This window comes from Rothia sp. 11254D007BW, from assembly GCF_053548195.1.
In genome coordinates this window covers 1,271,759-1,295,072 of sequence record NZ_JBPWPK010000001.1, presented here as the reverse complement: position 1 = coordinate 1,295,072, position 23,314 = coordinate 1,271,759, and the positions used below count along the sequence as shown (strand labels likewise).

Here is a 23,314-nt window from a genome sequence, read left to right as displayed (position 1 = left end):
GAATAGGTGGGCCGCCCCTTGGTGTGAGCAGCGTGCGTCTCTTTACTTGAGTGAGAGCTCAGTGCCGCTGGTGCGAACCTTCTCGTTGGTCTTCGAAGGCAGGAACCACAGGGGGATGATGAAGGTGACGCCGTAGAGCAGAACAGCTACGGTCCACCAGCCCCAGCCACCCTCGGGGTACATGCCCAGGGTGTAGAGGCAGCCCAGCAGGAGCACGAAGCAAAGAACGAAGAGGGCGATGTTAGAGCCCAGTTCCTTGGTGCCTGAGTACTGGGGGGTGCCGTTGCGGGCGGGGGCGCCGGATTCCATCCCGAAGGATTCAACGTTGGAGCGCTTCTCAGCCTCTGACTTATCAGTGGTCTTAGACATGGGGAAGTCCTTTTCGTGTGTGTACTTTATTACTCAGTATAGGTGCTATGCCGGTGGTTCGCACCATATGACAGAGACAAACCTGGCCTAGTAGCCGCCCTCAGCAGCTTCGCCCGCGCCGATGATAGCGATACCCTTTGAGGCACCGATACGGGTGGCACCTGCTTCAATCATGGCGAGGGCTTCTTCGCGGGTGCGGACGCCGCCCGAGGCCTTTACACCCAGGTCGGGGCCGACGGTGGCGCGCATCAGGGCAATATCTTCGACGGTTGCACCGGAGGACGAGTAGCCGGTGGAGGTCTTGACGAAGTCGGCCCCGGCTTCAACGGAGGCCTGGCAGGCCAGAACCTTCTGGTCGTCGGTCAGCTCGGAGGTCTCAATGATGACCTTGAGCAGGGCACCACCGGCGTGGGTAGCCTCGGCGACAGCCTTGATATCTGCCACCAGGGCGTCCTTCTTGCCTGCACGGGCGTCGGCGATGTTGATGACCATATCGACCTCACGGGCACCGGCCTCAACGGCGGTCTTGGCTTCAAAAGCCTTGACCTCGGTGGCGGAAGCACCAAAGGGGAAGCCCACAACCACGCAGGGGACGGACGCAGACCCGGCCAGCTCCTCAGCCAGCACGGGAGCCCAGACGGGGTTGGCACAGACGGAGGCGAAGCCGTACTGCTTGGCCTCGGCGCAGAGGCGGCGGACGTCAGCCTCTGAGGCGGAGGGGGCCAGGATGGTGTGGTCAATCATGGCAGCCAGTTCGGCTGCTGAAAGTTCGAGAGTCATAGTGTTTCTTCCTTGAAATCTTGGTTTGTTTAGAGGCCCAGAGCCGCGGTCATGTCTGCCTTGAGCAGGGCCAGTTTGGTGCTAGCAACCTGGCGGGCATCGGCTACGGAACCGCTGACCGGTACGACCACTTCGAGATAGCACTTGAGCTTGGGCTCGGTGCCGGAGGGGCGCACGATGACGCGGGTGGAGTCCTCGGTGTAGTAGCGCATACCGTCGGTGGGTGGCAGGGTTTCGGTGCCCTCGGTGAGGTCTTCAACCGACACCACAGGGGATTCGGCGAGCTCTGCGGGCGAGTTAGCGCGCAGGCGCTTCATCATCGCCGGGATCTGGGCGATGTCGTCGACGCGGACGGAGAGCTGGTCTGTGGCGTAGAGGCCGTGCTCGGTGGCAAGCTCGTCGAGGAGGGCGGGGAAGGAGGAACCGGCGTCCTTAAGCTCCTGGGCGTAATCGGCCATAACCAGGGCGGCTGAGATGCCGTCCTTATCGCGCACCTGGGCGTGGTCGACACAGTAGCCCAGCGCTTCTTCGTAGCCGAAAGTCAGGTTATCGACGCGGGCAATCCACTTGAAGCCGGTCAGGGTTTCGTAGTGGGCTACCCCCGCAGCCTTGGCGATGGCCCCTGCCAGGCGGGAGGAAACAATCGAGTTGGCGAAGGTTGCGCTTTCGGCGTCGGTGACGGACGCCAGCACCCGGGTAGCTAGGATCGCACCGGTTTCGTCGCCGCGCAGCATCGCCCAGGCACCGTCTCGCTTGACGGCGAAAGCCGCGCGGTCGGCGTCCGGGTCGTTGGCGATAATCAGGTCGGCATCAACCTTTTCGGCCAGGGCCATGGCAAGGTCGAGGGCGCCGGGCTCTTCGGGGTTGGGGAAGGCCACGGTGGAGAAGTTGGGGTCGGGATCTGCCTGCTCGGGTACCAGGGTGACGTTGGTGAAGCCGGCCTGACGCAGCACAGCCTCAGCGGTCTTACCGCCCACCCCGTGCATGGGGGTCAGAACGATCTTGAGGTTGCGTTCCTTCTGTTCGACCAGGGGAGTGACGCGGGCTATGTAGTCGGTAGCCACGCTCTCGGGCAGGACCGTCCAGCCGTCAGCGGCCAGTACCGGGGTTTCAACAGCGGCGATAGCGGCTGCAATGTCGCCGTCGTAGGGAGGAATGATCTGGGCGCCGCGGGCACCTGGCTCAACGGCCGCTCCGCCCAGGTAGACCTTGTAGCCGTTGTCGTTAGGCGGGTTGTGGGAGGCAGTGACCATGACGCCAATTTCAGCCCCGTATTCGCGGGTCGCCCAGGCAGTCACAGGGGTGGGTAGGGCTGAGGGCATGAGGTGGACCTCAATACCGGCAGCGGTGAAGATAGCGGCGGTGTCGAGGGCGAAGACATCCGAATTCTTGCGGGCGTCAAAACCCACCACGGCAGAAATCTTCTCCCAGCCCTCGGCGGACGCGCGCGCGGTGGCGTAGTCTGCCAGGCCCTGGGCAGCACGCTGAACAACGACACGGTTCATGCGCATGGGGCCAGCACCCAGTTCGGCGCGCAGACCCGCGGTGCCGAACTGCAGGGTGCCAGAAAAACGGTCGGCCAAATCGGCGGTTGCTCCCTCATCGCCGGCCTCAACATGGGCAATGATGCCCTCAAGCTGGGCTTTGGTTTCTGTATCGGGGTCGATAGCGGCCCAGGTGCGGGCTTGCTCAAGGAGCTGCTGAGTATCGAGTGACATATCTTTCCTTGTCCTTAGAGGGCCGCGATGATGTCTGCGAGCAGGCGGGAAATGCGGGGGCCAGCGGCTTCACCGGCCTCAATGACCTCTGCGTGAGAGAGGGGGGTCTCCTGGATACCTGCGGCCAGGTTGGTGACGAGTGAAATACCAAAGACCTCAAGGCCTGCTGCGCGGGCGGCAATGGCTTCAAGAGCGGTGGACATGCCCACTAGATCAGCACCCAGTACACCTGCCATCTTAACCTCGGCTGGGGTCTCGTAGTGGGGGCCGGGGAACTGCATGTAAACGCCTTCCTGCAGGGAGGGGTCAATGCTGCGGGCAATCTCGCGGATGCGAGGGGAGTACAGGTCGGTTAGGTCAACGAAGTGGGCTCCGGTGAGCGGGGAGGCTGAGGTGAAGTTCAGGTGGTCAGAGATCAGGACGGGTTCACCGGCGGAGTAGGCGGGGTTCAGGCCGCCGCAGCCGTTGGTGAGAATCATGGTCTCAGCGCCTGCGGCAGCTGCGGTGCGTACACCGTGGACGACAGCGTCAACGCCGCGGCCCTCGTAGAAGTGGGTGCGGGAGCCAATCACCAGGGCTCGCTTGCCGCTTTCGGTCAGAATTGAGGTCAGGGTACCGGGGTGGCCCACCACGGCGGCCTTGTGGAAGCCAGGTACCTCATCGGCTGAGAGAACATGGGTGGCCTCGCCAATGAGTGAGGCGGCCTCGCCCCAGCCTGAACCCAGCGTCAGCGCAAGGTCGTGCTTCTCGACGCCGGTTTTCTCGGCAATGAACTCCGCGGCCTCACGGGCACGAACCAGTGCCGGGTGGTGAGGGTCAGCGGTGGAAACAGCGGAAATATTTGAATCATTCAACACCCTTCTACGGTACCAAACCTGCCCAGAGTTGAGCGTGCGTGCGATGTGCGACACAATAAAGGGGTGACTCTCAAAACAGACTACGCATCGCACAAAATTGTCATTCTCGGCGGTGGCCCCGGCGGTTATGAAGCTGCCCTGGTCGCTGCAAGCCACGGCGCCGACGTCACTATCATCGAAGATAAGGGCATGGGCGGCTCGGCCGTCCTCACCGACGTCGTACCCTCCAAAACCCTGATTGCTAGTGCGGACGCCCGCAACCGCTTCGGCAAGGCCCAGGAACTCGCCATTTCGGTGGGCGATAATGACGCGCCGCCGCCCATTTCGGTTGACCTGGCCAAGGTGAATAAGCGTCTGATTGACCTGGCTCATCAGCAGTCCCACGATATTAAACGCACCCTTGAACGTAGCGGCGTCAAAGTGATTGATGGCCGCGGCAAGCTGGTGGACCGCCACACCGTGCAGGTGACCGATTCCAGCGGGCTGACCTATGACCTGACCACCGAGTTCATCATTCTGGCGGTGGGTACTCACCCCCGCGAGCTACCCACCGCTAAGCCGGACGGTAAGCGCATTCTCAACTGGACCCAGCTCTACTCACTTGAAGAACTCCCCGAAGATCTGATTGTGGTCGGGTCCGGTGTGACCGGTGCAGAGTTCGCCTCGGCCTACAACGGTTTGGGCTCGCGGGTTACCCTGATTTCCTCCCGCGACCGGGTGCTGCCCGGTGAGGACGAGGACGCCGCGACCGTCCTTGAAAATGTTTTCGAACGTAAGGGCGTGCGCGTTATGCCCCGCTCCCGCGCCGAAGCCGCCTGCTACAACGAGGCCGGCGACGGCGTCATTGTCACCCTGGGGGACGGGCGCAAGGTGGCTGGCTCCCACGTGCTGATTGCTGTGGGGTCGATTCCCAATACCGAAAATCTGGGTCTTGAGGACGCCGGGGTTGAGGTGAGCGAATCAGGGCATATTAACGTGGATCGCGTCTCCCGCACTAACATCCCCAACATTTATGCGGCCGGTGACTGTACCGGGGTTTACCCTCTGGCTTCTGTTGCCGCGATGCAGGGGCGCGTTGCTGTTTCGCACATGCTGGGCGACATCGTCAAGCCCCTGCGCACCCACCAGGTTGCCGCCAACATCTTTACGGCCCCTGAAATTGCAACCGTCGGCGTGAGCCAGAGCGAAATTGAGTCGGGGAAGTACCAGGCCGATATGGTCATGCTGCCGCTGGCTACCAATCCGCGCGCCAAGATGATGGCGGTAGAGGACGGCTTCATCAAAATCTTTGCCCGCAAGCACTCGGGAACCGTTATCGGCGGTGTGGTGGTAGGCCCCCGCGCCTCAGAGCTCATCTTCCCGCTGTCTCTGGCCGTTGATAAGAAGCTGCACGTCGACGATATTGCTGAGACCTTCACGGTCTACCCCTCGCTGACCGGCTCTATCTCAGAAGCCGCGCGGCAGTTGCACACCATGCAGTAGTAAATGAAAAAGGGGAGGGGTAGCGCCCGCTCTTGCCGACTAACCTTCTCGCTGGCTCGCAAGCTCGCAAGCGATTCATGCCAGCCCCAGCCAGTCGGCTCCGAACGGGCGCTACCCCTCCCTTTGTGTCGTTAAAGCTCTCCCCTACTTAGTGCGGGCCATGGTGGTCAGGTCCACGTCGCGGGTTTCATGGGTGATCGCCATGAAGATCAGGGTGAGCAGACCTGCGCCGGCCAGGTAGAGGCCGACTGCGCCCACACCACCGTTGGCGTTCAGCCACACCGCTGCGTAGGGGGTCAGCGCTGCGCCCAGGATGGAGGCGACGTTGTAGCTGATACCTGAGGCGGTGTAGCGGACGTTGGTGGGGAAGAGCTCGGGCAGGTAGGCGCTCATGGAACCGAAGGTCAGGCCCATGAGGGTCATGCCGATGGCCATGAAGAGGACGATGCGGCCGGCGTTGGCGTCCTCACCGGTGCCGACGACGGAGGGGTCCATGAGGTAGCCGAAGGAGAGGCCGAAGATGATGATGGCGCCGGTTATGACGAGCTGGGAGGAACGGCGGCCGTACTTGTCGGCTAGCCAGCCGGAGACCGGAACCATGGCGGCGAAGAAGAGAATGGTGATGAGCTGGATGACCAGGAATTCGCGGTAGGCGATGCCCAGGCCGCCCTTTTCTACCTTGCCGATGCCGAAGGAGAGGATCCAGGCGGTCATGAGGTAGAAGAGTACGTAGGTGGCGAGCATGATGAAGGTGCCCTGAATCATGGGCCACCAGGCTACCTTGAAGGCTTCAGCGAGCGGGGTCTTGACCTTTTCGTCCTTTTCGAGGGCTTGTTTGAAGACGGGGGTTTCTTCGAGCTTGAAGCGCACGTAGAGGCCGACTGCGACCATGATGATGGAGGCGATGAAGGGGATGCGCCAGCCCCAGACGAGGAAGTTGTGGTCGATGGTGTCGCCGGCGGCGAGGGAGGTGAAGCCCATGGCGACGGTGAGTAGCAGCATGAAGCCGTTGGCGAGGATGAAGCCGAACGGGGCGCCGAGCTGGGGCCACATGGCGGCGCGGGCGCGCTTACCTTCTTCGGCGTATTCGGTGGCCAGTAGGGCTGCGCCTGACCATTCGCCGCCGAGGCCTAGGCCCTGGCAGAAGCGCAGGATGGTCAGCATGGCCGGTGCCCACAGGCCAATCTGGTAGTAGGTGGGGAGCAGACCGATGAGGAAGGTGGCGATGCCCATGGTCAGGAGTGCACCGACCAGGGTTGCCTTGCGGCCTACCTTGTCGCCGAAGTGGCCAAAGACGATGGAGCCGATGGGGCGGGCGATGAAGGCTGCGCCGAAGGTCGCCATGGAGGCGAGGAGCTTGGCGGTGTCGTCCTCGCCGGTGAAGAAGAGGGCGGGGAAGACTGCCACGGCGGCGGTGGCGTAGATGTAGAAGTCGTAGAACTCGATGGTGGTGCCGATGAGCGACGCCAGGATGACGCGGCTGCGGGGCACGGTCTGCTCGGTGGCAGAAGAGGACGCTGGGGTGGCGGTTGTGGTGCTCACAGGATCTCTCTGAGGGTGTGTGGAATGTGTTGAACAGTTTTACTCTAAAACTGGTGTTCTCTATGTGAAACTTCAATTCCACTATGTGAGCTTATGGGGGTCGGGTATAGGTCAGGCCCCCTTACCTAGTGGCAAGGGGGCCCGGCCTAGTCCGTGCGCGGTACTTTTATTTGATGGTGGCGATAATTGCCCCGGCTGAGACGGTATCGCCCGCCTTGAGCTTGAGTCCGGTGACCTTGCCTGCCTTGTGGGCGGTGATGGGCTGCTCCATCTTCATGGCTTCCAGAACGACGATCAAATCGCCTTCGGCGACCTTGGCGCCCTCCTTGCTGGCAACCTTGACGATGGTGCCCTGCATGGGGCTGGTGAGCTCATTGCTGTTGGCAGAGCCGGACGCGCCCCCGCGGCTTGAGCGGGACTTTCGGGCCTTGGACGCGGCGGCGGGCTTGGCGGTAGTACCACCTAGGGCGGGCAGGACGACTTCCATGCGCTTGCCGTTGACCTCAACGGTAATCTTCTGGCGCTCTTCATCGGCCTCAGCCAGGGTGAGGGCACCGTCGTAGGCGGGCAGGGTGTTCTTGAACTCGGTTTCAATCCAGCGGGTATGAACAGCAAAGTCACCGCCGGGGGCAGGGGCGAAGGCAGGCTCATCGAGCACGGCGCGGTGGAAGTTGGCAACGGTGGGCATACCCTCGATGACCAGCTCACCCAGGGCGCGGCGGGCCCGCTGTAGGGCCTGCTCGCGGGTGGCGCCGGTGACGATGAGCTTAGCAATCATGGAGTCAAAGTTGCCGCTGACGGTATCGCCTGCAATAACGCCGGAATCCCAGCGGACGCCCGGGCCGGTGGGTATAACCAGCTTCTCGATGGTGCCGGGGGAGGGCATGAAGCTGCGGCCGGCGTCCTCACCGTTGATGCGGAATTCGAAGGAGTGGCCGCGTACCTCGGGGTCGGTGGCTTCGATGGTCTCACCGCGGGCGATGCGGAACTGCTCGCGCACCAGGTCAATGCCGGTGACCTCTTCGGAGACCGGGTGCTCAACCTGCAGGCGGGTGTTAACCTCGAGGAAGGAGATGGTGCCGTCGGTACCCACCAGGAATTCGCAGGTACCGGCACCCTGGTAGCCTGCCTCGCGCAGGATAGCCTTGGACGCCTCGTACAGGCGCTCGTTCTGCTCCTTGGTCAGGTAGGGGGCCGGGGCCTCTTCTACCAGCTTCTGGTTGCGGCGCTGCAGGGAGCAGTCACGGGTCGAAACAACCACAACATTGCCGTGGGCGTCGGCCAGGCACTGGGTTTCAACGTGACGGGGGGAGTCAAGGAAGCGCTCAATGAAGCACTCGCCGCGGCCAAAGGCGGCGATAGCCTCGCGGACAGCTGACTCGTAGAGATCCCCGATACCTTCGCGCTCGCGGGCGACCTTGATGCCGCGCCCGCCGCCGCCAAAAGCTGCCTTGATAGCAACGGGCAGGCCGTACTCGTCCGCAAATTTTTCAACCTCAGCGGCGCTCTTGACCGGGTCCTTGGTACCGGGAACCAGCGGGGCGCCGACCTTCTCGGCGATATGGCGGGCAGCTACCTTGTCACCCAGGCGGTTGATGGACTCGGGGGAGGGGCCAATCCAGGTCAGGCCGGCGTCGATGACCTGCTGGGCGAACTGGGCATTCTCAGAAAGGAAGCCGTAGCCGGGGTGCACGGCGTCGGCGCCAGAGCGCTTAGCAACCTCAAGTAGCTTATCCATGACCAGGTAGGACTCGGCCGCAGTGGTGCCACCTAGCGCGTAGGACTCATCGGCTAACAGTACGTGCTGGGCCTCGCGGTCGGGGTCTGCGTAGACAGCGACGGTTGCTAGTCCCTCGTCCTGGGCGGCACGAATAACGCGAACAGCAATTTCACCGCGGTTAGCAATCAGTACCTTGCTGACGGGGCCGGTGTGGCGCCCCTTCACCGGGGTAAAGGCCTGGGCCAGGTCGTTATGTGCAGTCACTATGAAAGCTCCTCGGGTTATCGTGCCGTGCTGGCGTGCCGTTACTGGCTATGACGCATTATGAGCAGGCGCCGGGTGACGGCGCCTCACAAAAGTCGTATCTTGAAATTTATCGCGAATTTTTCCAAATGTCGCTGATTGAAACACCAAAGTTAGCCAGCATTGTGCGTAGGGCATGCACCGAAAGCCCCACCACGGTGTGGTATTCGCCCTCAATTCCCTTAATGAAGGCCGCACCGAAACCGTCGATTGTGAAGGATCCAGCCACCCACAGGGGCTCGCCGGTGGCCACGTAGCGCAGGGCTTCTTCGTCGCTGAAGGTATCGAAGTGGACGGTTGCCGTGCGCAACTCGCTGGCCTCGGGGTGCTTACCATTTGCTGTGTTCTGGGCAGACTCGCGGGTATCGACCAGCCAATGCCCGGTGTGGAGCTGCCCGTTGCGTCCGCTCATAGCGGTGATGCGTTCTAAGGCTTTCTCGGCGCTACCGGGCTTGCCGTAAGCGGCACCGTCAAGTTCGAAAACAGAGTCGCAGCCTAGGACCAGGGCGCCGGCCGCTTCAGGCAGGGCCGCAACAGCCTGTGCCTTAGCCTTGGCTAGGAGCTGAGCTGTTTGTGCAGGTGTGATGTCGCCCAGGCCAGCCTCGTAGGCAGCCTGCTGGGCCTCGCGCAGGGCAGCGTCCTCGTCGACATCGCTGACAATGATGGTGAAGCGGACGCCGGCGTCCTCCAAGAGCTTTTTACGGGCAGGGGAAGATGAGGCAAGGACGAGCCGCACCGGCTGTTCGCCCGCCGCGGCTGCGGTTTCAGTAGGGTTCTGCATGGGTAACAGTCTAACGGGGCTGACGAACCCCGAACCCACAACATGTGTGATGGGCCAAGTCTGCACATCGGTATGGAGCTGATGGTATCAACTTGGTATTGTGGGTGTATGGCTCTTACTTTACGACTTCCTGAAGATTTAGACCACCAGCTTGCAGATTTAGCGGAGCGCGAGCATTTATCTAAGCACTCCCTCATCGTCGAAAGTGTGCGTCGCATGCTGGAAGAAAGAGAGCATCGGGCCATGGTAGAAGAGGGACTTGCTTACGCGCTTGAGCATGATGCAAAAACTTTGGAACGACTAGCCGACTCATAAATGCAGCGGATTCAACTCGAAATTGCTATTGAGGTTATAACGCGTCTGGGCTTTTACGTTCGAGATGTAGGACTGCTAGATTCGGCCTTAGAAAGACCTATCACGAGGGTGTATGGAGCTCACGTTTACCCTACGATTCCGCTGGCGGCTGCCGCTCAGAGCGAATCTCTAGCTCGGAACCACGCACTGGTTGATGGGAACAAGCGAACCACGCTGATTTTCTTCAATATCTTTTTGCGTATCAACGGATTAAAGCATGTGATGGATTCTGATACCTCCTACCGGCTCATTATGGACATAGCAGAAGGGCAGGAGAGTCTTGAGTCAATCGCTAGCAGGTTAGAGCCTTTCCTTATTCCTTGGAGCTAGTTTTGGCGGGGCGTCCGCTGGCTCAGGTGCAGATACTGGATTGGGCTCAAAAGGCTGTTGTCTTGCGGCAAATCGATGCCCAGCCTACTAGAGGCCCGGCAGGGCGTACCTGGTATGGATTTGATATGGCAGCTGAAATGTCTGAAGATGCTGAAACCATTGCCAACAATCATGAGTCAGTAGCAGATGACCCTGAAGAGGAATTAGTTATGGACTTACACAATAATATTGTGGGGCGAGAGATTGGTCGGCGTGTTGGTACTGAGGATGATGCTAAACAGGGTGTCAGGACGCAGTGACCTCTGATGAGCTGCAAGTGATAGGTTAGGTAAACCTAGACTCGAATTCCTTTATGACAGAAAGAAGGCAGTATCGTTATGAACCTTGTAAAGAATCATAAACTCTTTTTTCTCTCCTTCTGTTTTTGGCTATTTTTGATGGCTTTTGAATATTTCGTCCGTTTTACTGCTGGGATAGCTTGCCATACTTCAAATGAGTATATTCAAGGCGAAGCCTATTGGGGGTTTTTCCCTGTAATTGGAACTCGTTGTGTATGGGATAGCCTGCCTGATGGGGTGAGTGCTTATTCTGGTCCTGGCCTTACAACGGTGGCTGCTCCGGTGATTCTGTGTGCGTGGTTGTTAGAGGCTTGGTTGCAGGGGCGGAAGAAGAAAGAAGCTTATTCCAAAGGGTAGATGGAGCAGGCTCACAGCGAGCGTGAGCCTGCGGAACCCCTTATGAATAAGCTTCATATAATTGCTACCGAAGTGTTCTGCTCCTGATAATTTTCGTTGAACGAATACGCGGCAGTGAAAGATGTAAATCACAAAAAACTGTTGCAATGGCTGAGGGATAGAGTAATACGCTTCTTTGGCATAATCAGATCTCCTTGATACCTGTTTGGTGAATGTAATCTACATTGCACAGTATGGGGCCGTGTGGGTGTCAATAGGAAATTGAAAAATTAAATGAGGGTCTGGCTGTATAAATCAATAACTATTTCTTAAAAAGAAGACTTTTGAAAAAGGCAATAAAAAATACTAGAACTATACATACCAAAGAGCTTGCTACGAGTGCAAGAACCAGGTTAACAATAAAGTTAAACTCTAAAATACTGTCGAATAACTTAATAAATATAAATGCACTAAAAATTCCAACTATTGTTATAAAATAATCCTTGAATGTTTTTTCCTCTGTCATCCTCAGGTGCCTCCGTTGAATATTCTAATTTTATACTATTCTATATTTTATTTTTAATTCTTACGTAAGTCAAGAGAATTTATTGGGGTCCTTTAATTTAAAACGTTTGACGTATCTCATCGAAAAAGAATTTTAGTTGCCTCACTATTGAGGAAAGTATGATGCTTGTCATGTGGAAAAGGGCAACAATGTAGAACTGGTAGATAGTAAGGCTTATTCATAAGGATAGGTGGAGCAGGCTCACAGCGAAGCTGCTGGCTCGGCGGCTGGCGTGAATCGCATTGTGAGCGAAGCGAACCATGCGAGAGGGTCGGCAGCGAGCGTGAGCCTGCGGAACCCCTTATGAATAAGCCTCAAGCTATCAGAAGCAGGTATTAGAAGAGCCCCATCGGCTTATCTGAGTAGCTGACCAGCATGTTCTTGGTTTGCTGGTAGTGGGCTAGCATCATCAGGTGGTTCTCGCGGCCGATGCCTGACTTCTTGTAGCCACCGAAAGCGGCGTGGGCCGGGTAATTATGGTAGTTGTTGATCCAGACACGGCCAGCCTGAATGGTGCGGCCTGCCCGGTAGGCGGTGTTCTGGTCGCGCGTCCAGACGCCCGCACCCAGGCCGTAGTCGGTGTCATTGGCAATACGCATAGCCTCATCGAAATCAGTGAAAGAGGTAGTAGCCAGAACGGGGCCAAAAATCTCTTCCTGGAAGATACGCATGTCGTTGCTGCCGGCAAAGACGGTCGGCTGAATGTACCAGCCATCTGCCAGGTCGCCGCCCAGCTCGCAGGCCTCACCGCCGACGAGAACGTCCGCGCCCTCGTCCTTACCAATCTTCAGGTAGCCGGTAATCTTGTCCCACTGCTCCTTAGAAGCCTGGGCACCGACCATGGTCTCGGTATCGAGCGGGTTGCCCTGCTTCATGGCCTTCACGCGCTCGATACCGGCCTCGAGGAAGGAATCGTGAATCGGCTTCTGAATCAGCGCACGCGAGGGGCAGGTGCAGACCTCGCCCTGGTTCAGGCCGAAGGAGGCAAAGCCCTCTAGTGCCTTGTCGTAGAAGGAGTCCTTCTCAGCAGCAACATCGGCAAAGAAGACGTTGGGGGACTTGCCGCCCAGCTCCAGGGTAACCGGGATGATGTTGTCGGCTGCGGCCTTCATAATGATGGAGCCGGTGGTGGTCTCGCCGGTAAAAGCAATCTTGCGGATGCGCTTGCTGCCAGAGAGGGCGGCGCCTGCCTCGGGGCCAAAGCCGTTCACAACGTTCAGCACACCGGCGGGGAGTACATCCTTCCACAGGTCAACCAGGTAGAGCACCGAAACCGGGGTCTGCTCGGCGGGCTTGAGCACGATGGTGTTGCCCGCTGCCAGGGCCGGGGCAATCTTCCAGATGGCCATAAGGATGGGGAAGTTCCAGGGGATAATCTGACCGACCACGCCCAGGGGCTCGTGGAAGTGGTAGGCCACGGTGTTCTCGTCAATCTCTGACAGGCGGCCTTCCTGGGTGCGGATAGCGGACGCGAAGTAGCGCAGGTGGTCAACGCCAAGCGGGATATCTGCGGCCAGGGTTTCACGCACGGGCTTGCCGTTCTCCCAGGTCTCAGCCACGGCAATGGATTCCAGGTTATCTTCCATAATCTGGGCCAGCTTGAGCAGCAGGGTGGCACGCTCGGTGGGGGAGGTCTTGCCCCAGGTCTCAAAGGCCTTCCAGGCTGCGTCAATAGCCTTATCAATGTCAGCTGCGGTGCCGCGGGCGACCTCGGCAAAGGGCTTGCCGTTAACGGGGGAGATGTCTTCAAAATACTGGCCTTCGGCCGGGGCTACCCACTCACCCCCGATGAAGTGGTCGTAGCGGGACTTGAACGTGGTGATGGAATCTGCTGAGCCGGGTGCGGCGTAAACAGTCATTGCCTCTCCTTTGAGTTGTGTCTGATCAAGACGCGTGGTGGGCCAAGCCACCTGTTCACAAAAAGCACATAAAAGTAACTTGAATCACAGTTTAGTGGTGGGTTGTGCAAAAGTGAAGAGCGCTACGCGAAAAACCCTGTCGGTCTGTGACCCACACCAAAATATGTCTTAGCTTTACACCCCGGTTCACAAGCCCCAACCCCCGGCGTACAGTGTTGAGACATGTCAAACCACACCACAGCACTTCCTTCCCGCAAGAGACTTCCCGCCTGGGCTACGTCCTTCGGCAACCAAATTGTCGCCGCCCTCATCCTGGGCGTGATCTTGGGCCTGGTAGCCACCAACCTCGGCGGCGACGCCACCGAGAACCCCAACTGGCTCATGACCACCCTCTCCACTATTGGCTCCTCCTACGTCACCCTGCTCAAAGCGGCGGTCGTACCCCTCATTTTCACTGCCGTGGTGTCGTCCATCGCCAACCTGGCTGAAGTATCTAACGCAGCCCGCCTGGCCACCAAAACCCTGCTCTGGTTCGCCTACACCGCACTCATCGCCGTCCTCATCGGCCTGGTGCTCGGGCTCGTCACCCAGCCCGGTTCAAATACCGGCCTGACGGCCCCCGACACCTACGAAGGGCGCACCGGCTCCTGGCTGGGCTTCCTCACCGGCCTGATTCCCGCTAACTTCCTGGGCCTGGGGGTGAGCATCTCAACCTCCGGTGAAACCGTCACCGGTTCAGCCAGCTTCAACGTGCTCCAAATCCTGGTGATTTCAGTAGTCGTGGGTATCGCAGCGCTGAAAACTGGCCCGGCCGCCAAGCCCTTCCTCGAAATCAACAAGAGCGCCCTGGCCATTATTCAGACCGTGCTCTGGTGGATTATCCGCCTGGCTCCGCTGGGTACCATCGGCCTGATTGGCCGCGCCGTCTACGCCTACGGCTGGACCTCCATGGGCTCCCTGGCCCGCTTTGTAATCGTGCTCTACATCGGACTGGCCCTGGTACTCTTCGTGGTCTACCCCGCTATCGTCCGCGCCAACGGCCTGTCGGTCAAGCAGTTCTTCTCGGGCGTCTGGCCTGCCGTGCAGATGGGCTTTGTCTCTCGCTCATCCATGGGCACCATGCCCCTGACCCAGTCCGTAGCTGAGCGTAACTTCGGCGTACCTCGCGCCTACGCCTCCTTCGCGGTCCCCCTGGGCTCCACCACTAAGATGGACGGCTGCGCCGCGGTCTACCCCGCGTTGGCAGCCCTCTTTGTGGCCCAGTTCTACGGCATTGACCTGAACTTCACCCACTACCTGCTCATCATCATGGTCTCGGTGCTGGGCTCCACCGCTACCGCCGGAACCACCGGTGCAACGGTCATGCTCACCCTCACCCTCTCCACCCTGGGCCTTCCCCTCGACGGCGTTGGCCTGCTTCTGGCTATCGACCCCATCATTGATATGGGCCGTACCGCCGTCAACGTCGCAGGCCAGGCCCTGGTTGCGCTCATCGTCGCTAAGCGCGAGGGCATTCTGAACGAGGACCTCTACAACGCCCCGCGCACCGAGGGCGGATTTGTAGCTGAGGACGTCTACGCCCGCCTCGGCGAGGCACCCCAGGTACCTGCCGCGGCAGCGTCCTAACCCTTACCCCTACCTCGTAGAGAAGCGGGCCCTGCGCACCTATCGGTGTGCAGGGCCCGCTTCATGTTTACGCGACTTAGGCAGCTAGTGCCCGGCGCAGGGTATCAAGCCCGACTGAGCCCAGTTTGAGGGCCCGGGTGTGGAAGTCGCGGTCAGAGATTCCGGCGGCGCGGGCGTTCTCACGCAGCTGTAACCAGACTCGCTCGCCCACCTTGTAGGAGGGGGCCTGGCCCGGCCAGCCCAGGTAGCGCAGGAACTCGAAGCGGCGCTGGCCCTCGGAGATATCGAGGTTGGCCTCTAGGAACTTATAGCCCTTCTCTGCGTCCCAGATGCCAGGTTCTACACCCAGCTCGGCAACCCAGCGTTCGGGGATCTCAAAACCGCAGTGCAGGCCGATATCGAAGACCACGCGGGCAGCACGCAGGCGCTGGGCATCGAGCATACCCATGCGGTCGCCGGGGTCAGAGAGGTAGCCCAGCTCGTCCATGAGGCGCTCAGCGTACAGGGCCCAGCCCTCACCGTGGCCCGAAACCCACACGGCATTAGCCCGCCACTGGTTTAGGGCTTCAGCCATAGCGGTAGCGTATGCAACCTGTAGGTGGTGGCCGGGCACACCCTCGTGGTAGACGGTTGAGGTTTCGCGCCAGGTGCCAAAGGTATCTTCACCTTCGGGCACTGACCACCACATGCGACCGGCGCGCTCAAAATCAGCGGACGGGCCGGTGTAGTAGATGCCGCCCTCCTGGGTGGGGGCAATCATGCACTCAAGCTTGCGCAGGGGGCCTTCGATAGTGAAGTGCTCTTGGGCCAGGTAGTCAACGGCGGCGTCGGACAGCTTCTGCATCCAGGCCTGGAGCTCATCGGTGCCGTTGAGGGTGCGTTCGGGGTCGGCATCGAGCAGGGCCTTTGCCTCGTCAATGGTGGCACCGGGTCTGATGGCTTCGGCGACCTCCTGCTGGGCCGCGATGATGCGGTCGAGTTCCTCGATGCCCCAGGCATAGGTCTCTTCCAGGTCGAGGGTGGTTCCCACGAACTGACGGGAGTAAAGGGAGTAGCGCTCGCGACCCACAGCATCGGCCTCGGGCGCGTCGGGGCGCAGGGTGTCTTTGAGGTAGGAGAGAAGTTCGCTGTAGCCTTCCTTGGCGGACGCCGCCCCCTGGATGGCTCGGTCGGCGTGCTCGGGGGCTGCTTCGGCTACCTCTTGTGCCAGAGCGTCGAAGAAACCGCCCTCGGCAACGTAGGCGGCTACCTGCTCGATGACGATATCGACCTGACGCACCGCTGCCACCTTACCTGCGGTGCGGGCGGCTTCTAGGGTCTCGATATAACCGCGAACCGCTTCCGCAACGTTACCCAGGCGGCCAGCAATGTGCCCCCAGTCCTCGGCTGTTTCACGGTTCATCAGGTCAAAGATGGCGCGAATACCCTGAACAGGGGAGGCAATGTTGTTGAGTTCCCAGTCGCCCAGGCCCGCCTCGTGCAGTTCGAGCTTGAGACCCAGGCGCTCGCGCATGGCATCGACAGTAACCCGGTCGATGTCGTCGGCCGGTTCAACGGCTTCAAGGGCTGCCAGAGTAGCGCGGGCTAGGTCAATCTCTGCCTGGGTACCGGCGGGGGAGTAGTCGGGGTACTCGGTTTCCCGTCCCTTACGGCCCTCGATAGTGGCCGCTGCCGGGTCGAGTTCCAGGGTCTTCTCGTAGTAGTCGTTGGCAATGCGGTCGACCTCGGTCTGGGCGCGGTCGGCCTTAAAAATTTCGGGTAAATCTGGGTGTAGTGTCATACACTCCATTCTAGGTTACTGTGACCCAGAAAACAGGGAGCTGAGTGGGTGAACTACTGGGGGCGGGCCCGCTTCCAGGAACCCGGCCCGGGGCGCAGTCGCATACCCAGGCGCTGGGTGTGGTTGAGGCGGCGCTGCCACATTTCCAGCGCGGTCTCCTGCCGGGAATCAGCCTGGGCCTGTAGCGCCACCACGACGCTAGTCAGCGCAGCCAGCTCTTCTTCCGTGGGGTTGCCCCGCACCACCGAAAGCACAGGGGCGGGCACCTGCTCATCGCCGGCGTCCTGCCCCTGGTTTTCAAGGGGCGCGGACGCCGGTACCGGCTTCTTGCCGAAGCCCAGCAGGGACAGCGGATTGGGAGTTGCCATGTTCTACCTACCCCTTACAGCGGAATGTTGCCGTGCTTTTTAGCGGGGGAGGCTGCGCGCTTATCGCGCAGGGCCCGCAGGGAAGAAATGATGCGCACGCGGGTCTCGGAAGGGGCGATGACCTCATCGATGTAGCCCAGCTCAGCAGCCTGGTAGGGGTTGAGCAGCTCCTCTTCGTACTTGGCAATCAGCTCAGCGCGCTTAGCCTCAACATCGCCGCCCTCTTCGGCCACAGCGGCCAGCTCGCGGCGGTAGAGAATATTAACCGCACCCTGGGCCCCCATCACGCCAATCTGGGCGGTGGGCCAGGCCAGGTTAATATCGGCACCCAGCTTCTTCGAGCCCATCACAATGTAGGCCCCGCCGTAGGCCTTGCGGGTAATCACGGTAACCAGCGGAACGGTCGCCTCGGCGTAGGCGTACAGCAGCTTGGCACCGCGGCGGATAATGCCGTTGAACTCCTGGTCGGTACCGGGCAGGAAGCCGGGCACATCAACAAAGGTCAGAATCGGAATGTTGAAGGCATCGCAGTTGCGCACGAAGCGGGCGGCCTTTTCAGAGGCATTGATATCGAGGGTGCCAGCGAACTGCATGGGCTGGTTGGCCACAATACCCACGGTCTTACCCTCAACCCGGGCATAACCAATCATCACGTTGGGGGCGTAGAGGGCCTGCATCTCAAAGAAATGGCCATCATCAACCACCGACTCAATCACAGCCCGCATATCGTAGGGCTGGTTAGCCGAATCGGGAATCAACAGGTCAAGGTCAAGATCATCGACGGTGACCTCGGGGTCCTGGTCATGATTCAGGGGGAAGGTCTCGGTGAGGTTGTTGGAGGGCAGGAACTCAACGAGTTCGCGGACGAAATCAAAGGCGTCCTCTTCGTCCTCAGCCAGGTAGGTCGACGTACCCGTCACCGCGTTATGCTGGCGGGCACCGCCCAGGGTCTCCATATCGACCTCTTCGCCGGTTACGGTCTTAATGACATCGGGGCCGGTAATAAACATGTGGCTGGTCTTATCAACCATCACAATATAGTCGGTCAGAGCGGGGGAGTAGGCTGCACCACCGGCACAGGGGCCCATAATTACCGAAATCTGCGGAATCACACCCGAGGCCCGCACATTCATACGGAAGATATCGGCAAACATGGCTAGCGACGCAACACCCTCCTGAATACGGGCGCCACCACCGTCATTAATACCGATAATGGGGCAGCCGTTCTTCAACGCGAACTTCTGCACCTTCACAATCTTCTCGCCGTTAACCTGCGATAGAGAACCACCGTAGACGGTGAAATCCTGGGAATAAACCGCAACCAGGCGACCATCGATAGTGCCGTAGCCCGAAACCAGGCCATCACCCAGCGGCTTTTTCTTCTCCATACCAAAAGCCGTAGTGCGGTGCTTAGCCAGGGCATCAAACTCCACAAAAGAACCCTCGTCAAGCAGCATCTCGATGCGCTCGCGGGCAGTCTGCTTGCCGCGTTCGTGCTGGCGGTCAATAGGGGCCTGGCCGGTGGGGGCAAGAGTCTGCTCGCGGCGGGCGTAGAAGTCAGCGATCTTACCGGCAGTGGTGGTCAAATCGGGGGCATCGGTGGTGGGGTTCTCGCTCATGCTCTGCCTGCCTCGTGCACTGTGGGTCAATGGTGTGGGGTGACCTGGGATAAGGGCCATTCTTTTCAACTATAGACCTGCCACCCCGCCCCACCCAATTATTCTTGGGATTTTTGAGCGATTTTTCTAAATAAGAGTGTTTCGGGAGAGCTGGAGCAGGCTCACGCTTGCTGTCGACCCTCTCGCTGGTTCGCTAGCGCTCACAAGCTCGCCAGATTCGCACCGAGATTTGTTTTCCTCGCGCGCTCGGAATCTCGGTGCTCATCACCAGCGATTCATGCCAGCCCCAAGCCAACAGCTTCGCTGTGAGCCTGCTCCAGCTCTAGTGCTTCTTGCTTACTTGCCGACCTTGCCGATCACAGCGTTCCATTCGCGTACGGTGTAGCCGGTGAGCACCCCACCGGTATTCATCGGGTCAGCTGCGATAATGCGGTCGAGATCGTCGCGGTCTTCGGCAACGAAGATGAGCAGGGCACCTGCGGGGTCGCCATCGAGGAAGGCGCCGGCTGCGTGCAGCTTGCCTTCTTCGTGGAGCTGGGCCAGGTATTCGCGGTGGGCGGGGCGGTGCTCAGCCTGCAGGTCGGCGGGGCCGTAGGAGTACTGTACAGCGTAGACGGTCATGGTAGAACCTTTCGTAGGGGTTAGACAGTTCCAGTATTGCACCGCTAGGCCGCTCAGGCTGGGCGTGACCCCGTAGAATAGCGGTCGAAACTTAGTATGTGAGATAAAGGAGTGCGCGCATGGGGCATCTTCAGGCTGACCTGGTTGATGTGAGCGGGTTTGAGCGGGTGGAGCTTTTGCCCTCGGTGGGGTCAACCAACGAGTATGCCCGGCAGATTGTGGTGGGCGACGCCCTGGTGCGCCGCAGCTATGGGGAGCTCTCGCTGGTCTCGACCGCCGACCAGAACGCGGGAAAAGGACGCCTGGACAGGGTCTGGGTAGCCCCGGCAGGTGCCGCTTTGGCAACCAGCTTTATTGTGCGTCCGCACGTTAACCCGGCCAACAGGGTTGCGCCCGACCAGTATCACTGGTTTACCTCTTTAGCCGCCTTGGCTGCCTGTGATGTTTTTGAGCAGCTCTCAGGGCTGCACCCTTCTATTAAGTGGCCTAACGACGTGCTGCTGGGTAGCCGTAAGGCCTGCGGTATTCTAGCCCAGCTCGTGATTGAACCGGAGGGGCAGATTTCGGTTGTGGTGGGTATCGGGCTCAACCTGAACCTGGCTCAGGAGGATTTGCCCGTCCCTACCGCCACCAGTGCCCTGCTGGAATCTGGGCAGCCGGTTGACCTGAATCGGGCGCTGACGGTCTTAGCGACCAGCTTTTCGCGCTACTACCGGGAGTTTGCAGCCACCGGCTTCGATGCGGGTGCGGCTACTGGCGGGGCCTCCCTCCTGGACCGCCTGCGGGGGCGCATGAGCACCCTGGGAGCTACCCTTACCATTCACCTGCCCGGGGATGAGACCTTTAGGGGAACCGGAGTTGAGTTGACCGCGGAAGGGGAGCTGGTCGTCCGCTCCGATACCGGCGAGGAGCGAAGCTTCACTGTGGGGGATGTGGTGCATGTACGCCCCCAGGGGTACGGGCGCTAGCTATTCAACCTAGCCAATATCGGGGAATCTTCAGGAAGCATCGATAGACTCACCAGTGATGAAACTACGAGGCGACCTCTACCCCGCAGAACACACCCTTGCCGCAACGCGTGCCCACGGGGTGCTTTTGGTGCGCCCTCTAACGTATTTTCTCGTTGCTATGACTGCCTGGAGTTTCGCCTCGGCTCTGGGTGCCGGTGCCCCTGTCTGGCGCTACCTGGCACTGGCTCTTGCGCTGTGGCTGGTCTGGCTGGGCGTGCGGGGGGTGGTGCGCTGGGTGAATACCAGCTACCTGCTCACTAACGGTCGGGTTGTGATTAGACGGGGCTGGGGCCCCGGTCAGGACGTCAGTGTTCCGCTTGCCGAGATTGAGGGAGTGAGCGTGGGGCGCCGGCACTTGATGGGGTTAACCAATGCTGCTGCCCTGACCGTCCACGCCCGTGGAGTGCAACACGTACTGCGGGCCGTACCCGACCCCGAACGCTTTAGTCGGGGGATTCAGGAGGCCCAGCGGGCTCTGCTGAGCGGGTCTACCTCCCGCTACCGGGTATAAACTTAAAATATCTGTCTGATAAGCGTAAACAAGTTGTTTTGGCTCGAAAAAAGGTGATGGCGGGCATAGAATAGGCGATGGCGCTTAGCGGGTGGTGAACATTTCGTAGCCTGGCTCACAGTAACTAGGTATTCTTGAAGTAGGCAACTATTCGCCGTGCCAGCCCTAGACCTTACTACCTCTAGAACCACGCAGCACTAACCAAGAGAAGGAAGACTCCAGTGGAGAAGTCAGCACCCGGTAGCGACCCCGCCGAACAGGCCGGAACCGCACCCAACCGGAGCAGGCACCACCATAACCGCGTGCAAAGCCAGCTCTACCGTAGCGACGAAGCCCGCCAGGGCGTGCTGGAACTCGAACGCGCTCTACTGGGAGAAAACCGTAGTATGAAGCGCGGCGAAGTAGCTGACGACGCCGGGGTTTCGCTGCTGACCGCCCGCAAAATCTGGCGCTCCTTGGGGCTACCTAACCTCACTGATGACGACGCCTACTTCACCCACGCTGACAGCAAAGCCCTGACCACGGTTACCTCCCTTATTAAAGAGGGCAAACTGACCGAAGAGGCCGCCCTGTCGCTCACCCGGTCGGTGGGGCAGATGATGGACCGCATGGTGGTCTGGCAGGTCGAAGCCCTGGTGGAAGACATGGTTATCAATGGAGGGCTGACCGACACCGAAGCCCGCGGTGAACTGCTAAGTCTCCTTCCGCGCCTTATAGAAGACCTAGAAGATATCACCGTCTACGGCTACCGCCGCATGCTCAATTCGGCCATCTTGCGTCTTGCCCTGCGCGATGAAGAAGATGGAACTGACCTGGCAGACAGTGACCTGCCCCTAGCCCGCGGTGTGGGTTTTGTCGACCTGGTCTCCTACACCTCACTCTCACGCGAGATGAACGAGCGGAACCTGGCTCGCCTGGTTAAGAACTTCGAACAGCGCTGTGCTGAAGTGATTGCGGTAGGCGGCGGACGCATTATCAAAACGGTTGGGGACGAGGTCATGTACCTGGTCGAATCCCCCGAAAACGGCGCCCGTATCGCCCTGACCCTCTCAAAACTTATCAGCGAAGACCCCCAGCTCCCCGAAGCCCGCGTATCCTTCGTGTGGGGCAGGGTACTGCCGCGTCTGGGCGACATCTACGGACCTACCGTTAACCTGGCTTCCCGCCTGGTTGCGCTGACTGAACCCGGGGTCGTCCTCACCGATGACTCGACCGCTGAAGCGCTGGAAGACGACAGGCGTTTTGTACTCATCCCCCAAGGCGTGCGCAACGTGCGCGGTTTTGGCAATGTTAGGCCCGTGGCAATTACCCCGGGCATCGGTAATGAACTGGAGATCGATTTCGAATGACCACAGCCCCCAACCTCACTATCTACGCGGGCAAGTCAACCGACGTAGGCCAGTACCGTGACAACAATGAAGACTCTATGGTCGTTGCCGGCACCCTCTGCGTGGTCGCCGACGGCATGGGCGGGCACGAAAAGGGTGAAGTTGCTTCGCGCCTGTGCACCCGCACCCTAGCCTACGCCCAGATGTTTACCCGCCCCGGCGGCATGACTGAAGAAGAAGAGACAGCGTTCCGGCAGGAAGTTGCCAGCGAGGCCCTCAACGACGAACCGGGCGGACGCCGCCTGGGAAGGCGCCGCAAAGAAACCTCCGCCCTCAACCGCCAGATCCTCAAAACCCTCGATAAAATCAAGGAAATCATTGGTGAGGCCGATGAGGCCATCAAAAACGCCCTTGACCTACGAGCAGGAACAACCGTCACCGGTGCCTGGCTCACCCACATTGGCGACCAGCAGATGTGGTTTATCTTCAACGTGGGCGACTCCCGAACCTACCGGCTGGTCCGGGCAGAAGAGGCTCAGACCGAAGAAGCTCTCTCTATCTCTAACGGGCCGGTTGAAGGTCTAGAACTAGAACAGATCACTGTAGACCACTCTGAGGTTCAGTACCTGGTCGACACCGGTCAGATCACCGCTATGGAGGCCCTGACCCACCCCCGCCGTAACGTCATTACCCGTGCCCTGGGCACCGGTAACTACTGGGAACCCGACTTCTGGGTTATTCCTGCTCGTGAGGGCGACCGCCTGATGATGTGTTCCGACGGTCTTTCTGGCGAACTCTCCCACAACTACATGGCCCGGGTACTTGCTACCGTCGAGCACCCCCAGGACGCGGCGGACGTGCTCCAGATGGCTGCCCTGCGCGCAGGTGGGCGGGACAACATCACCGTAATTGTGGCAGACGCTATAACCGTAGCGGACGCCGAAGCCCGTGCAGCCGAACTCAAAGCCCTGACCGAGACCGACGCCCACGAGATTGTGGCCAACATCGACGGCTACGACTACCCCCACACCGCTACCACCGAAGAAGAACGGTTCCACTCTGAAAAAGAACTGCACCGGGGTATCAACGGCTAGAGTTCAGCCGGGGAGGTTATAGG

At 59.9% G+C, this 23,314-nt stretch carries 22 protein-coding genes; 10 read left to right on the top strand and 12 right to left on the bottom strand.

What is annotated here, in order from left to right:
- Positions 1-42: 42 nt before the first annotated feature.
- From ACEE43_RS05785 to ACEE43_RS05770, 4 genes are all read right to left on the bottom strand, one after another.
- Positions 43-369: a hypothetical protein gene (locus ACEE43_RS05785; RefSeq protein WP_449108183.1), complete on the bottom strand. Its 327-nt coding sequence runs from the start codon at positions 367-369 to the stop codon at positions 43-45.
- Between the two features lie 87 nt (positions 370-456).
- Positions 457-1,149, bottom strand: a complete 693-nt coding sequence (gene deoC / locus ACEE43_RS05780) for a deoxyribose-phosphate aldolase (RefSeq protein WP_185173361.1) — start codon at positions 1,147-1,149, stop codon at positions 457-459.
- Between the two features lie 29 nt (positions 1,150-1,178).
- On the bottom strand, positions 1,179-2,867 hold the full coding sequence (locus tag ACEE43_RS05775) for a phospho-sugar mutase (protein ID WP_449108184.1): 1,689 nt from the start codon (positions 2,865-2,867) through the stop codon (positions 1,179-1,181).
- A 14-nt stretch (positions 2,868-2,881) separates the two neighbouring features.
- Complete coding sequence (locus tag ACEE43_RS05770) at positions 2,882-3,667, bottom strand: purine-nucleoside phosphorylase (RefSeq protein WP_449108218.1); 786 nt, start codon at positions 3,665-3,667, stop codon at positions 2,882-2,884.
- 120 nt (positions 3,668-3,787) lie between these two features.
- On the opposite strand from ACEE43_RS05770, the gene ACEE43_RS05765 reads away from it, so the two are divergent.
- Positions 3,788-5,206: an NAD(P)H-quinone dehydrogenase gene (locus ACEE43_RS05765; RefSeq protein WP_237187081.1), complete on the top strand. Its 1,419-nt coding sequence runs from the start codon at positions 3,788-3,790 to the stop codon at positions 5,204-5,206.
- 144 nt (positions 5,207-5,350) lie between these two features.
- On the opposite strand, the gene ACEE43_RS05760 is transcribed toward ACEE43_RS05765, so the two are convergent.
- The 3 genes from ACEE43_RS05760 to ACEE43_RS05750 form a co-directional block, all read right to left on the bottom strand.
- The gene (locus ACEE43_RS05760; RefSeq protein ID WP_449108185.1) at positions 5,351-6,748 is read right to left on the bottom strand and encodes an MFS transporter; all 1,398 of its coding nucleotides are present in this window, start codon (positions 6,746-6,748) and stop codon (positions 5,351-5,353) included.
- Between the two features lie 166 nt (positions 6,749-6,914).
- Positions 6,915-8,732, bottom strand: a complete 1,818-nt coding sequence (locus ACEE43_RS05755; RefSeq protein WP_449108186.1) for an acetyl/propionyl/methylcrotonyl-CoA carboxylase subunit alpha — start codon at positions 8,730-8,732, stop codon at positions 6,915-6,917.
- 109 nt (positions 8,733-8,841) lie between these two features.
- Entirely contained in the window at positions 8,842-9,552 is a 711-nt protein-coding gene (locus ACEE43_RS05750) for a Maf family protein (protein ID WP_449108187.1), read from the bottom strand.
- Positions 9,553-9,660: 108 nt separating this feature from the next.
- Here ACEE43_RS05750 and ACEE43_RS05745 point away from each other — a divergent pair, with 108 nt between their 5' ends.
- The 4 genes from ACEE43_RS05745 to ACEE43_RS05730 all read left to right on the top strand — a co-directional run bounded on the left by ACEE43_RS05745 (position 9,661) and on the right by ACEE43_RS05730 (position 10,931).
- The gene (locus tag ACEE43_RS05745) at positions 9,661-9,867 is read left to right on the top strand and encodes a CopG family ribbon-helix-helix protein (RefSeq protein WP_237205964.1); all 207 of its coding nucleotides are present in this window, start codon (positions 9,661-9,663) and stop codon (positions 9,865-9,867) included.
- Positions 9,868-10,236, top strand: coding sequence for a type II toxin-antitoxin system death-on-curing family toxin (locus tag ACEE43_RS05740; protein WP_449108188.1), 369 nt, complete (start codon positions 9,868-9,870; stop codon positions 10,234-10,236). It abuts the gene before it with no gap.
- Between the two features lie 125 nt (positions 10,237-10,361).
- On the top strand, positions 10,362-10,535 hold the full coding sequence (locus ACEE43_RS05735) for a DUF6973 domain-containing protein (protein ID WP_449108189.1): 174 nt from the start codon (positions 10,362-10,364) through the stop codon (positions 10,533-10,535).
- A gap of 78 nt (positions 10,536-10,613) precedes the next feature.
- The gene (locus tag ACEE43_RS05730) at positions 10,614-10,931 is read left to right on the top strand and encodes a hypothetical protein (RefSeq protein WP_237198649.1); all 318 of its coding nucleotides are present in this window, start codon (positions 10,614-10,616) and stop codon (positions 10,929-10,931) included.
- A gap of 879 nt (positions 10,932-11,810) precedes the next feature.
- On the opposite strand, the gene exaC is transcribed toward ACEE43_RS05730, so the two are convergent.
- Entirely contained in the window at positions 11,811-13,334 is a 1,524-nt protein-coding gene (gene exaC / locus ACEE43_RS05725) for an acetaldehyde dehydrogenase ExaC (protein WP_449108190.1), read from the bottom strand.
- Between the two features lie 222 nt (positions 13,335-13,556).
- Between exaC and ACEE43_RS05720 the strand changes: the two genes are divergently transcribed.
- Positions 13,557-14,960 carry a dicarboxylate/amino acid:cation symporter gene (locus tag ACEE43_RS05720; protein WP_449108191.1) on the top strand — a complete coding sequence of 468 codons (1,404 nt, stop codon included), beginning with the start codon at positions 13,557-13,559 and terminating at the stop codon, positions 14,958-14,960.
- Between the two features lie 76 nt (positions 14,961-15,036).
- On the opposite strand, the gene ACEE43_RS05715 is transcribed toward ACEE43_RS05720, so the two are convergent.
- From ACEE43_RS05715 to ACEE43_RS05700, 4 genes are all read right to left on the bottom strand, one after another.
- A complete protein-coding gene (locus tag ACEE43_RS05715) occupies positions 15,037-16,740 on the bottom strand; it encodes a DUF885 domain-containing protein (RefSeq protein WP_449108192.1) in 1,704 nt (567 codons plus the stop codon).
- A gap of 53 nt (positions 16,741-16,793) precedes the next feature.
- Entirely contained in the window at positions 16,794-17,108 is a 315-nt protein-coding gene (locus ACEE43_RS05710; RefSeq protein WP_449108193.1) for an acyl-CoA carboxylase subunit epsilon, read from the bottom strand.
- Between the two features lie 14 nt (positions 17,109-17,122).
- The gene (locus ACEE43_RS05705; protein ID WP_449108194.1) at positions 17,123-18,727 is read right to left on the bottom strand and encodes an acyl-CoA carboxylase subunit beta; all 1,605 of its coding nucleotides are present in this window, start codon (positions 18,725-18,727) and stop codon (positions 17,123-17,125) included.
- Between the two features lie 336 nt (positions 18,728-19,063).
- The gene (locus ACEE43_RS05700; RefSeq protein ID WP_449108195.1) at positions 19,064-19,348 is read right to left on the bottom strand and encodes a YciI family protein; all 285 of its coding nucleotides are present in this window, start codon (positions 19,346-19,348) and stop codon (positions 19,064-19,066) included.
- A 119-nt stretch (positions 19,349-19,467) separates the two neighbouring features.
- Between ACEE43_RS05700 and ACEE43_RS05695 the strand changes: the two genes are divergently transcribed.
- From ACEE43_RS05695 to ACEE43_RS05680, 4 genes are all read left to right on the top strand, one after another.
- Entirely contained in the window at positions 19,468-20,316 is an 849-nt protein-coding gene (locus ACEE43_RS05695) for a biotin--[acetyl-CoA-carboxylase] ligase (protein WP_449108196.1), read from the top strand.
- 58 nt (positions 20,317-20,374) lie between these two features.
- Positions 20,375-20,869 (top strand): PH domain-containing protein, encoded by a 495-nt coding sequence (locus tag ACEE43_RS05690; protein WP_449108219.1) that lies wholly within the window; start codon positions 20,375-20,377, stop codon positions 20,867-20,869.
- Between the two features lie 221 nt (positions 20,870-21,090).
- Entirely contained in the window at positions 21,091-22,218 is a 1,128-nt protein-coding gene (locus ACEE43_RS05685) for an adenylate/guanylate cyclase domain-containing protein (protein ID WP_423817417.1), read from the top strand.
- Positions 22,215-23,291 (top strand): PP2C family protein-serine/threonine phosphatase, encoded by a 1,077-nt coding sequence (locus ACEE43_RS05680; RefSeq protein ID WP_449108197.1) that lies wholly within the window; start codon positions 22,215-22,217, stop codon positions 23,289-23,291. The genes ACEE43_RS05685 and ACEE43_RS05680 overlap by 4 nt, the downstream gene beginning before the upstream one ends.
- Positions 23,292-23,314: the final 23 nt, after the last annotated feature.